The organism is Leptolyngbya sp. PL-A3, assembly GCF_039962325.1.
Taxonomy (GTDB): Bacteria; Cyanobacteriota; Cyanobacteriia; order Elainellales; family Elainellaceae; genus Vacuolonema.
This window is the reverse complement of the sequence record NZ_JAMPLB010000006.1, coordinates 74,755-87,391: the sequence shown is the minus strand read 5'-3', so window position 1 is coordinate 87,391 and position 12,637 is coordinate 74,755. Positions and strand designations below refer to the sequence as shown.

Sequence of the window (12,637 nt, the reverse complement as noted above, 5' to 3'; positions counted from 1 at the left end):
CTGACTATGTCCAGTACCTCTCATCCATCTGCGCGATCGCATCGCCCCAGACGATCGCCGCCTTCTCCACCCTCTAACCAGGATGCTAATGGGTATGTATATGGGCCGTTGAAATGGGCGATCGCCCTCACGGCTGCCCTCGGAGCCATTCTGGAGGTAATTGACACCAGCATTGTAAACGTGGCCCTAACTGACATGCAGGCAACCTTAGGGGCTACTGTGACCGAGATTGGCTGGGTTGTGACGGGGTATGCGATCGCCAACGTTGTCCTGATTCCCCTCTCTGCCTGGTTAGGAGATGCGTTCGGTAAAAAGCGATATTTTGTCTTTTCCATGATTGGGTTTACGGCCGCCTCGGTGCTTTGCGGTTTATCGGCGAACCTGCCCATGTTGGTTATTGCTCGTATCCTCCAGGGACTTTGCGGCGGGGGCTTGTTGGCAAAAGCGCAGGCTATTCTGTTTGAAACCTTTCCCCCATCAGAACAGGGCATGGCCCAGTCGGTATTTGGGGTGGGGGTGATTGCGGGGCCTGCTATTGGGCCAACTTTAGGGGGCTATCTCACCGATACCCTGGGCTGGCGATGGATTTTCTTTATCAACCTGCCCATTGGAATTTTGGCGGTGGTGATGGCGATCGCCTTTCTCCGTCCTGACCCACCTAAACAAGCATCCCGACAAACATCCCGCGTGGATTGGACAGGTATTGCGTTGCTTTGTATTGGGATTGGTTGCTTGCAAACCCTGCTAGAGGAAGGGGAAAAAGAGGATTGGTTTGAATCAGGGTTTATTACTTTGATGGCGATCGCCGCCGTCGTTGGCCTCCTCCTGTTTGTTTGGCAAGAACTCCGCATCCGAACTCCAGCAGTTGACTTGCGAGTTCTACGTCATAGGTCTTTAGCCGCAGGAAGCATTTATTCCGGTATTTTGGGTTTGGGCTTATATGGAGCCTTATTTGCTGTGCCGTTATTTGCCCAGAGTGTATTGGGCTTTTCAGCTACTCAAACAGGATGGCTTCTGGCTCCCGGTGCTCTGGCCTCTGCCATCATGATGGTGATATTGGGTAAGCTGTCGACCAAAATTGATGCCCGTTTACTCATTGGGATGGGGGCGATCGGGTCGGCTATCGTCATGTTTAGTCTGTCCAGCATTACTCCCCAGACTGGAACTGACGAACTGTTTTGGCCGTTAGTCTGGCGGGGAGCTGTCACGGTGTTGATGTTTCTACCCCTGAGCTTGGCAACGTTGGGAGGGCTTCCTATGGAAGATATTTCAGCTGGATCAGGCTTCTATAACCTGACCCGACAGCTGGGCGGTAGTGTCGGCATCGCTATTTTGACTACTCTACTGACCCAACGAGAAGCCTTTCACCGAGCCATTCTGCTATCAAAACTGACTGCTTACGATCCTGAAACTAGCCAGCGACTCGCCTCTCTCACGAGCCTGTTTCAAAGCCGAGGGGCAGATGTGGTGACAGCTAAGCAACAGGCGCTTGCTTCCCTTTCCCAACTGGTCAATACCCAAGCCGCTGTGCTCTCCTACGCCGATATCTTCCGCTTTGTTGGCATCGTTTTTATCTGCTCTCTCCCGTTGCTTGTGTTTCTGGGTAAAGGTGGAGCAGGAGCAAAAGCTCCTGCTGCTCATTAATACTTAAAGACATTAAAAGCTTCATGTCGCGGGTCTTTTAATGCCGATTAGCCCTGGAACTCTTTCAAATTTTAAGTGTCAGGTATCAATACTCTGGACAGTTTTTCTGAAACCCTTGATTTTGCGTGCGCTTCGCGCACGCAAAATCAAGGGTTTCAGAAAAACACCAATGAAGTATCCGACATTTAAAAATTAAATTTAAGAATTCTCGGCGAGTTGCCGACCCACCAAAAATTCTTGAAAGAACAGTAAAAATCCATCAATAGGTGCTTGCTAGATACATCGTCTACACGGTTAATGATCTAGGCCATTTAACCTCATCACTACTAGCCTCATCACTACGCCCATGAGCGTTCAACATCCTTCTGAGTCGCCAACGCCCCAATCCTCTGCTACAAAATGGTGGGTGATGCTGGGCGTTGGCTTGGGCGTCCTGATGTTCACTCTGGATACCAGTATCGTTAACATTGCTCTGCCAACTCTGGTGCAAATCTTCCAGACAACTTTTGCCACCATTCAGTGGATCGTGCTGAGTTACCTATTAGTAGTGACAGCCCTGGTACTGGGAGCTGCCCGGTGGGGCGATATGGTCGGCAAAAAGCGATTGTATCTGGGTGGATTAATCGTTTTTACTATCAGTTCACTTCTGTGCGGATTATCACCAGGGGTGCACTGGCTAATTGCTTTCCGGGCCTTGCAAGGGATGGGAGCGGTGATGATTTCTGCCTTGGGAGCCGCCCTGGTGACGGAGGCATTTCCTGGCTCGGAGCGAGGACGGGCGTTGGGTATTATTGGAGCGGTCGTATCCCTGGGAATTGCTTTGGGGCCAACGGTTGGGGGCTTAATCATTGCAGCCTTTGGTTGGCAGATGATCTTTTTAGTAAATGTTCCTATTGGGATTTTTGCCAGCTTTGTCGTCGCTCGTAATGTACCTCAAAGCTCCTATCGATCACAGCAGCAGCGATTTGATTGGTTTGGCTTGGTGGTGATGACGAGTGCTCTGACGGCTTTCTCCTTAGGGATGACCCATGGTCAGGATGAAGGGTTTGGTCATCCTGTGACATTGGGATTGTTGGCGATCGCCCTCCTCGGTCTCGCGCTCTTTCTCTGGCAACAAGCCCACAGTTCTTCGCCTCTACTAGATTTATCGTTGTTTAGAAATAGCCAGTTTAGCCTCAGTTTGCTAACGGGTGTTCTGGTCTTCATTGTTATTGCAGGCACTATCTTTATCATTCCGTTTTTTCTAGAATTGGTGCTGCACTATCCAACCCAGCATGCCGGACTGTTGTTAGCTGTTTCGCCCATCCTGGGAGGCATTGTGGCTCCCTTTTCAGGAAATTTATCGGATCGCTTTGGTACTCGCATTATCAGTTTGATTGGCCTGGTGTTAATGGTGATTGGTTGTCTCTGCATCAGCACCTTCAATTCCCAAATGACGGATCTGGATTACATTGTACGAATTGCTCCCTTTGGTATCGGTTTGGGAATGTTTCAGTCTCCCAATAACAGTGCCATTCTGGGCTCTGTTCCCAGCGATCGGCTTGGGGTCGCATCGGGTTTACTGTCTCTCAGTCGTACCCTTGGGCAGACAACGGGGGTTCCGCTGTTAGGGGCGATTTTTGCTGGGGTTGTACTGGCTCAAGCGGCAACACCCATGGTGACGAATGCTCCCCCTGAAGCGTTGGTTGCCGGGGTACAGAGTACATTTCGGTTAGCTGCGGGAATGCTGGCGATCGCCGCCACTATTGTGTTTTTTCTATGGCGATCGCAACCCTCGAAATAGGGGTGGTGCATCAGGCCGAAATCTCCAGGATGTTGGTGTTTTGCCCGCGAAGCGGGCAAAACACCAACATCCTGGAGAAATTCTTATGCAGAAACCTCTTTAATGTTGAGGTACTGATAACCTCCAATCTGGTGAGATACGAGAAATAAATGTAGAGCTTCGTCCCACATTTATCTCTCGTATCTCACCAGATTGGAAAGTGCTGTATCTATTCATCTTTATAGAGTGAGGGATTGTTAGGACTCGTTACAGTAGCGGTAAGAAAGCAAAATCTCCCTACAAACTGCTGATTGCTGAGCCCTATTGTTTATGCCAACTAAAGTTCGCCAACGTTCAATCCAGAAACATATTCAAGCGACCATTGTTTCCGACCCCGCCGAAGCGGCTAAGGCGATAGGGCTCCGTTATATCTCAGACGATCGCCCCGGTATTCGGCGTGAACAACGGGGTGAAGAATTTGTTTATATCCGTCCTGACGGTAAGGAAATTCAGGACCCCGAAGAAATTCAACGTATTCAATCTTTAGCTATTCCCCCTGCCTATAAGGACGTATGGATCTGTCCATTACCTGACGGGCACCTCCAGGCGACAGGGCGGGATGCCAAAGGGCGCAAGCAATACCGCTACCATCCTCAATGGCGCGTCATTCGGGATCAGACGAAGTTCACCCGCATGATTATATTCAGTCAGGCACTACCTGCTATTCGTCGTCAGGTAGATCAGGATTTATCACGTCGTGGCTTACCCAAAGAGAAGGTGTTAGCGGCTGTTGTACGCCTGATGGAGCTGACACAAATTCGTGTTGGTAATGAAGAATATGCGCGGACCAATGAATCCTATGGTCTGACAACGATGCAAGATGAGCACGTTGATATTACAGGCTCTAAAATCTGTTTTCGGTTCCGGGGCAAGAGTGGTGTCGAGCATGACATTCAGCTCTCGGATCGGCGGCTGGCGAAAATTGTGAAGCAGTGCCAGGATTTGCCAGGGCAGGAGCTGTTCCAATACGTGGACGAAAACGGTGAACAGCAGACTATTGGTTCGTCTGATGTGAATGAGTATCTGCGGACGATCGCCGGAGAAGACTTTACGGCGAAGGATTTCCGCACCTGGGCTGGAACCGTCCTTGCCGCAGCTGAACTGGCGGTAATGGAAGCAAGCATGTCAAAAACCGCCGTCAAAAAAGCAATTACTCAGGCCATCAAAACTGTTTCCTCTCAATTGGGCAATCGTCCTGCTACCTGCCGCAAGTACTACGTCCATCCGGCCATTTTAGAAGCCTATGAGGAACAGATTTTGGGCGAGGTCATGGAGAAACACAGCGCGATCGCCATCGAGGATGCCTGTGCATTGCGGTCGGAAGAACTCGCCGTCGTTGCCATTTTGGAGCAGCAGATCAAACGGACTTTAGAGCAAAGTAAAGTCAATTTGTGAACAGAACTTAAAAATTTACTTTCTCCATAATCTGGTCATACTTGTGGGTCAAAAACTGTTCAACTACAATTGGCTCATCGGCTGGATGAGTTAAAGGGTAGGCATCGGCTAAGCGCCGTAAAGAACCTGGATAAACGATGCAATCGCTATTGGTTTCACAGAAAAAAGCGATCGAATATCGAGCATTTTGCAGTTGTTGAGTATTGGCGACGCGAACACGATGGGGAGCACTGTGCAAGGTGCCGTCACTCCAATACTGCATCACTTCACCCACAATGACACCAATACATCCCGGTGGGATATTAACCGCAACCCATTCATTTGCTGGGGTCAAAATCTCTAACCCTCCGGTTGCATCCTGCCACAGCAACGTAATACCGGAATAATCCTGATGAGCACCCAAACGAATAGCACCTGGAGCTAAATGCGCAGCTGGAGGATAGTGCAGTAACCTCAAGGTACTATTCTTGCCATGTTTGCCAACCAGGCTTCCCTCGGGCTGAGCATACGCCATTTCAAGCGCCGCCAAGACGTAGTTTGCCTGGGTTTGGAACATCTCAAAAATTTCATAAAGCGGTTGAGCCTCTTGCATTAAGGCGTTAACGTCCACCTCATTTACTGCAACATGCTGACTCTGCTGAGCTTTGCGTCGTTTTACCCAGCGAGCATAGGTTCCCTTTTCCAAATTAAGGTCCAGTACTTCTTTATAGTCCTCCTGCTGATCTGCTAACTGTTCTTCTCCCAACGGCAAAAACACGCCCTGCCAGGGGGACATGAGCCGTTGTGCCAGTGTTCGTTTCTGTAACTCACTCAGTTCAAAAAGCGTCTTCAGCTTGTTGAGTAAACTTTTCTCTTCCAGCACAGAAGACACAGGAATATAAGCTGATCCCACCGCTGCTAACGCCTTATGAAGCTGCTGCGCGAATTCAACTTTATCAACTGTGGGATCAGGTAAGGTTGGGATGCAAGTCAATGTTTCCATAGAACATTCCAGCGAAATGCTGGATTAATATACAGACAGTCAAAAAGCCGCACCTATCAACTCATGTCTGTTTGAGCCGTCAATCGGCTCTTACGCCGTTGAGAACGACACATGAGGGCATAGATTATAGCAGCGATCGCACCCCCTACAAGGTAACTAAAGTCGATGCCTGTCCATCGTGCAACGGGGCTAACGTAAAGAGCGCTGGAACCGAATAAGAGAATGCTAGCAACCATCGTCCCCATAAATAGAGTTGCTCCAGCGGCCCACCCCAGAGAGTAGCGCTCTAGCCCCTCTTTTCCCCAGCTAAACCAGTGCACAATGATAATGGCAGCCCAAATTGTTGTCCAACAAGCAGCAAAGTAGATGAAGTTGCTGTACATGGTGGTGTACTTTCCGGCACCGATCACGGCCATCAAGTACCCCAACGCACCCGTCGCTACCCCAGCCCAGACCCGATTCACTCGAATGCCAAACGGCCGCATTGTCATCAGGCAGTAAGACGCCGAGTTATCGTTGAGGGAATTACTGGCAATACTGGAAAGCGCGATCGCCAGCAAGGGTAACACTGCAGCGCCACCTCCCAATTCAGCTACCCGAGCAATCAGCCCTTGAGCGGAGATATCTGTAATCGTCGAGGCCAGCAGCAAGCCCAAACCTGTACAGAGGATTCCGGATAGGCTAAACCCCAGGGTTACGGTTGTGGCGATCGCGACTGGAGAAGTCGTGGCGGGCAAATAGCGCGAATAATCAGATGCATACGGCGTCCAGGCAACCCCAATACTGCCAATCAGGACAATTCCGGCAATCAAGCTCATAGCACTCACCGGATGGGTTTCGGGTAGGCTGATGCTGCCCTGAGCGTTAGAGAGCCATCCCAGAACGGCAAAGGCCACCAGGAGAAAATAGCCAATATAACGGTTCACTCCCTGTACCAGATCATGCCCATAGGTGCTGACTACCGCTTCACACAGTGCACAAACGGCTAAGGCCAACCAGAATGGGATGGATAGGCCTGCAAATTGAGCAATGGTTGCGATCGCCAAAGCAGCCGGCACGTTATTGACCGCATCCCAACCCGTGCAGCTTGCCCAATTGAAAAAGGCAACGAATCGGCTTCCCGCTTTACCCATTGCAAATCGGCTGCTTTCGATCTGGGTTAATCGGCTACTTGGGCCGCTTATGGCGGCAATACCGGGTAGCAAACAACCTACTAAGTTACCAATTACAACCGCAACCAGGCCATGTCTGAGATCAAGCCCCAAGCTTGGCAGAAGCAGTCCACAAATCCAGGTAGAAACAATTAAGTTCGGTGTAAAGGAACTCCAAAACAAATGCCAGAGGGGCAGTGTCTGTTCCTCTGGATGAACACCCTGCTCCACCAGGCTGAGATCAACCCGTTCAACTCGAATTGTCATAGAGAAGTGGGACTATGTGTAGGATGAAATCGTTTGCCCACTCTGACGATGGAAAGGGGGTTTCCTAGCGTAGAAACAGCAAACAGTACTTACAAATCCGCATGCATCGTTTGTATTTCATATAGTTAGAAGGATTTTCCCGACTTTGTCAAGACCAGTAGACCCCCTTTAGCGTAGAGTTTACCTAACCCGTGTAGCACCTTTTCAACATCAAATCTGAGATCAATAAGGTTTAGATAAAGTTGCTATATCTAGAGAATTTATGGTGAGTGTGTAAGCACACTAGATGTAATAAGAATGTGTAAGTCTTGTTGATGTAGATAGCTGTGATCTCTCAGGGTAGACGTTTTCGCTAATCGCTCTCTACCAGCCTATAGATACTCCCTTATATAGGAATGTTTTAGATTTAACGAGGTAAGTTCGATTGAGATGGAAGCAGCTCCATGCCTGATTTGGGAAAGCAAGCATTAAACAAAGTGGTAGAAGTAGGCATTAGTAGCCAACTGGATGAAGTGGAAGACCTGAAAGTAGATGTCGAAAGCGACCCCATGAAACTCATGTCTGGGGAAGTGGAGTCTGTCGAAATCGAAGGCAAAGGCATGGTCATGCAGAAGGACCTGCGGGTAGAGGAAATGCAGGTCAAAACGGGCAACGTTGCCGTTAACCCTCTGAAAGCAGCCTTTGGTCAAATCGAGTTGTCTCATCCTACGAATGCTACAGTGCAGGTTACGCTGACTGAAGCGGACATTAACCGAGCATTCAACTCTCAGTTCATTCAGGAAAAATTGCAGAATCTGGATGTGCATGTGAATGGCGAGCGCGTCACCGTGGACACTCAGAGGGTTGAGTTTGGTCTACCGGGAGAATGCAAGGTCGCCATCAAAACCGACGTGGTACTGCGGAGTACTGGAGAAACCAAACAAACCGCTTTCACTGCCGTTCCTCGTATGGAAGCAAACGGGCAGCAAGTTGTGTTGGAGGACGTGCAGTACGAAGCCGGGCAGGAGCTATCACCTGAATTGACCGATGCCCTGTTAGCAGAAGCCAGAGAACTGCTCGATCTGCGAAATTTCGAACTGGACGGTATGGTTCTGCGACTGCGGCATTTGGATGTACAGTCTAACCGCCTGCTCCTAGAAGCTGAGGCTCAAGTTGATAAAATTCCTACCTAATGTAGGACACACCGCTGAATCGTGCAGGTTAGCGTTAGCCTGTCATCGATTCAAATTCCCGTTGCTTAAGCTCCGTAAAAATTGTTTTTTCATGAGCCTCGCACATGAAAAAACTGCTATTAATACGAAGCAATTGGCAGCAAGGATGAATTTAGGTTTATAACCTCTCTTCCTATCCAGACAGGAGAAGTACAGTGTTTCACACTGTACTTCTCCTGTTTAGGCTTTGATAAACATAAAAACCAAAATGTTATCCCGTCAGCAAAGCTAACGGGATAACATTTTGGTTTTTATGGGAAACGACCTACCACTAATAAGATTGGCGATCGCTGCTATATCACAGCAATTCTCATTTTGAAATCAGGCCCGAAAACCGCGCGCTAAAGGCGCGCGGTTTTCGGGCATCAAAGCCAAGAGTTCACGCCCGTAGGGCGTGAACTCTTGGCTTTGATGCCCATACTGAGAATTGCTGGCTATATCAACGGGGTTGGATATTTAAGTCCGCCATGTGCTCTAACCGTTTTTCAGCTTCGTCATCTGGAGCCGATGGAACAATTAGCGTCAAAGCTTTGGGAAGACATTCAATCTCTATAGGTGTTTCACCCAGTAGTTCGCCATCTAACGCTACTGTTTGTGGTGGATCTGTTGAAATCTTGACCGTTCTCGCCCTCAAATAGCCAATGTTTGGATGCTGGGCCGCTTTGCCTCGAAGGGCTGACTGAAAGAGCTGATAGGAGGCAGCAAGGGTATCTGCTATACCTTCTGTAGCCACAATTGTGATATCCAGCAAACCGTCATCGGCTAGTAACCCGGCAGGGCCCTGAGCAAGAATCGAAGTCGGTGGTGCCGCATTTGCCACGATAACAGACGAAGCATCAACATTAATAACACTATCTTCCGTGACAATTTCCGTTTGAAAACGCTTTAAGTGTGTCAGCTCTTGAATGCCTGATAAAACGTAGGCCAACAAACCAAAGCGGCTTTTCTTTTCTGTATCTGTTCGTTCAATGGCGGCGGCTTCCAGGCCTACACCAGCCAGCAGAACCATTGGCTTATCGTTGCATCGAGCGAGATCAACTTGCTTGGTATTCCCTTGGAGAATCGCTTCACAAGCGGCGTCTAAATTATCAGGAATTCCCATTGCAGACGCAAAGGCGTTTGCCGTGCCTCGCGGGATAATTCCCAGGGGAATATCGTGGTCAATCAAAGCTGATGCGACACCATTGAGGGTACCATCGCCTCCCGAGGCAATAATGATGTCACATTGACTGGCGATCGCCTCTTCTGCCAAATCACAAATATCTTTGTCTTCACTAAATTCCAGAACTGTCAAATCAATCTGAGGACTGAGAAGAGCCTGAATCCGCTCAAGGTCCTGTTCAGGATTACCTGAACCAGAAATGGGATTAAAAATTAAACAGGCGGAGCGATGGGCCATCGTTCCAACTCCTTACGATATTGATAGTAGAATTGGAAAGCTCTCGTTTCAAGTTCTAGACAAAACGTGATTCACCTTTTTGATAGGCAAGAGCTCAAGCATCTCCAGGGTTAAGTTGTTTCATTTTCCAGGTGGTGTAAGTACCAATGGGACTCCAGAGAAGGTAGGGCAGTAGCAACAACGAAGCCCATACCGAGACGGATAGGACGGCGATCGCTAAAATCAAAGCAATTACAAATCCTGTTCCTCCAATAAAGGTTCCTAGTTTCAAGCTGCGCGACCAAAGCAACGCTGGGGAGAAAGTAACGGTTACAATTTCTAGAAGCAAATAGAATGCCATCCATGCCCAGGTTTGGGAAGTCCCTGGATCATGCTTCCAGACAATGTAAGCAGACCATGCTCCACAGACAAACACAATAGTCCAGATTAGCGGAATTAGCTTTTCAAAGGTAAGCCAGCGAGGACGCCTTAGCTGCCGAAACCATTTGATATCTCTAGGGCGAAGAACATTTGCACCCATCGCCACCAAAAAAGTTGTTGCTCCAATTCCCATCCAGGGTTCTAAAGAAGCCAGAAAATCGTCCATGGTAGCGATCGCATCCTCGTTAAAAATTATGCTTATGAGAGTTTGATAGAAATAAACCAGAGCTTACCTAATACGGTGTCTCAAATTCACCCCCAAAGCATAAAGATATAAAACCTTTTCCTTTTTAGAATCACGCTCCAGTATTACAATCTCCTGACCTATCGATATACTCAGTCGCTCAACTCCATTCAACATCGGCTTTGATGTTTCGTTCTAACCACCTATATACTAAAAAATCGCTATTCCCCTTGTTTTTACTGTGAAGTGCTACGAAATCCTCCTACTGAATAGAGGTTTTTACCTTACAGAAGAATCATCGTTTTTCGTTGCTACAAAGGGAAAAACAACGGTTTTATGACAAACTTAAATTGATTCGAACTGACCATTAGAAGCCTAATACTTATAACTTTAGATAGAGTGCATCGTCCTAGTTTTATGGCTACTGAATCTAACCCTAGAGCGAGATAATAGCTGAGCAATTCTGTGAATATTGGACAGTGCGTTGTCACATTTGTCGATACGCAAACTGATAAGGAGATTCACAATGAAACTCAAAAGAATGACAGAGATTTTTATCAATACCTGCCGTACCTTTATTGCAGTAGTTCTAGCGGTGGCACTGGTTGTTGGCGCTCCCTTGAAAGCCATGGCGTTGCCTTCTACTTCTGATGCTCCTGGCACCGGTGAATTAGCTAAAGATCGTTTGAAGGAACAAGTCGAAGGGGTTTTTGGTGATCAACCTAACCAGCGTATTCCTGGACGAGTTAATGGTGACTACGGGCATGATGAACCCGGCCTAACAGAACTTCCTCGGGGTGTTGACCGGACGGCGAACCAAGCACAGCGTTCCCAGGACGAGGCAGGACGGCAGTTCAATCGAGCAAAGACTGCTGTTGAAAGTAAGGCAGATGATGCCCGGAGCAATGTTGGAGGCTTTGCTGATTCTGTAAAAGATTCCGTTCGCGATCTTTTCGAATAATTTGACTCAAGGTTCTCTAAACGCAGTTCATTGTTTATTTAGATTGGTTTCACAGGAGCAAACTATGAAGGTTTTTCAAGTATTTCAATCCAAATTTCAGATTGTTCGCTCTCTGGTAGCGGCGATCGTTTGCGGCGTTGTACTGTTGGGCGTTGCTCTCCCAGTACTCGCCATGGAAAGCCCCCGAGATCGGGCTCCAACTGAAGTACCTCAACTTGAAAGACGGTCTAGCAACAACGAAGGCATTCGCAGAACCTCTGAGCCCGAAGGTCCCTCTGGCGGTGGTCTGTTCTCTCGCAAGCAAGAGAACATCGAGAAGGGTAAGGATGGGTACTCTAGCTCTGATGTAAAGCGGAAGGGTAGTCGAGTGCAGTCTCGCCAAACGGCAGAAGATTCCGCTGAGAAGACCCTGGAGAAAGTGTTGCGCGATCGCTAATCGCTAATTCTTCAGTGAATCACACCTACTAATGCAAATAGCCGCGGCTCTTAATATAAGCTGCGGCTGTTTCGTTATATTTCAGGAGCGCCAGTCCTAGGCCTATTTGAAAAGGTTGATTTTATCCACCTATTGACTATCCGATCTAACTGGATTTCGGAGCTCAGGGTTATTTTGATTATCTCGAATCTGTAATAGCAGGCTACCTCCGACGAAAATCCCCATAAGTAGTAAAATACTGATACATATCCGATAAAGAATACTATACGGATTCTTCTTCATAAGAAAGCCCTAAAAATTACTTAAATAAAAGTAGTTTCTGGATAACTCTACTGTATTTAGTCGAATTTAATTTAGAGTCCCTCATATTGAAGAAATCTGCTAGAGATGCTGGTTTCTTCAATAAACTTATATTCTTTAGTCAATACTCTGGACAGTTTTTCTGAAACCCTTGATTTTGCGTGCGCGAAGCGCACGCAAAATCAAGGGTTTCAGAAAAACTGTCCGAACTAATGTTTAGTAAAACCTTGTCTATCAGACCTGAAGTGCTATGCCGCCTGCTAAGCGGGCGGTACAGCACTTTAGGTTTGGTTAGTGAGATGAGCTAATTACTAAGGCTAATGAAATTACGTAAGGCTATATAACGGTATCCAAGTTGATTCAGTACAGAAGGTAGTATATGGCGTGACGCCACACACTACCTTCTGTACTGAATCAACTCGCCCAGTGCGATCTTCAAAAAAATCAGGAATGATTTTCATCACT

10 protein-coding genes are annotated in these 12,637 nt (G+C 47.9%); 6 read left to right on the top strand and 4 right to left on the bottom strand.

The features are described 5' to 3' along the window. Positions 1-6 precede the first annotated feature (6 nt). From NDI52_RS07125 to NDI52_RS07115, 3 genes are all read left to right on the top strand, one after another. Positions 7-1,644 carry a DHA2 family efflux MFS transporter permease subunit gene (locus NDI52_RS07125; RefSeq protein WP_190774707.1) on the top strand — a complete coding sequence of 546 codons (1,638 nt, stop codon included), beginning with the start codon at positions 7-9 and terminating at the stop codon, positions 1,642-1,644. Between the two features lie 346 nt (positions 1,645-1,990). Continuing rightward, entirely contained in the window at positions 1,991-3,427 is a 1,437-nt protein-coding gene (locus NDI52_RS07120) for an MFS transporter (RefSeq protein WP_242045981.1), read from the top strand. A 309-nt stretch (positions 3,428-3,736) separates the two neighbouring features. After that, positions 3,737-4,861, top strand: a complete 1,125-nt coding sequence (locus NDI52_RS07115; RefSeq protein WP_348256333.1) for a DNA topoisomerase IB — start codon at positions 3,737-3,739, stop codon at positions 4,859-4,861. Between the two features lie 7 nt (positions 4,862-4,868). On the opposite strand, the gene NDI52_RS07110 is transcribed toward NDI52_RS07115, so the two are convergent. Continuing rightward, positions 4,869-5,843, bottom strand: coding sequence for an isopenicillin N synthase family oxygenase (locus NDI52_RS07110; RefSeq protein WP_190774254.1), 975 nt, complete (start codon positions 5,841-5,843; stop codon positions 4,869-4,871). A 56-nt stretch (positions 5,844-5,899) separates the two neighbouring features. Next, complete coding sequence (locus NDI52_RS07105) at positions 5,900-7,261, bottom strand: cytosine permease (RefSeq protein ID WP_190774255.1); 1,362 nt, start codon at positions 7,259-7,261, stop codon at positions 5,900-5,902. A gap of 443 nt (positions 7,262-7,704) precedes the next feature. On the opposite strand from NDI52_RS07105, the gene NDI52_RS07100 reads away from it, so the two are divergent. Next, on the top strand, positions 7,705-8,433 hold the full coding sequence (locus NDI52_RS07100) for a DUF2993 domain-containing protein (protein ID WP_190774256.1): 729 nt from the start codon (positions 7,705-7,707) through the stop codon (positions 8,431-8,433). Between the two features lie 478 nt (positions 8,434-8,911). Here the strand turns inward: NDI52_RS07100 and NDI52_RS07095 are convergent, their stop codons facing one another. Both NDI52_RS07095 and NDI52_RS07090 read right to left on the bottom strand, forming a co-directional pair. Continuing rightward, complete coding sequence (locus tag NDI52_RS07095) at positions 8,912-9,871, bottom strand: YegS/Rv2252/BmrU family lipid kinase (RefSeq protein ID WP_190774257.1); 960 nt, start codon at positions 9,869-9,871, stop codon at positions 8,912-8,914. A 94-nt stretch (positions 9,872-9,965) separates the two neighbouring features. Further along, on the bottom strand, positions 9,966-10,457 hold the full coding sequence (locus NDI52_RS07090; RefSeq protein WP_190774258.1) for a tryptophan-rich sensory protein: 492 nt from the start codon (positions 10,455-10,457) through the stop codon (positions 9,966-9,968). Positions 10,458-11,001: 544 nt separating this feature from the next. Here NDI52_RS07090 and NDI52_RS07085 point away from each other — a divergent pair. Next, positions 11,002-11,436: a hypothetical protein gene (locus NDI52_RS07085; protein WP_190774259.1), complete on the top strand. Its 435-nt coding sequence runs from the start codon at positions 11,002-11,004 to the stop codon at positions 11,434-11,436. 64 nt (positions 11,437-11,500) lie between these two features. Next, positions 11,501-11,872 (top strand): hypothetical protein, encoded by a 372-nt coding sequence (locus NDI52_RS07080; RefSeq protein ID WP_190774260.1) that lies wholly within the window; start codon positions 11,501-11,503, stop codon positions 11,870-11,872. Positions 11,873-12,637: the final 765 nt, after the last annotated feature.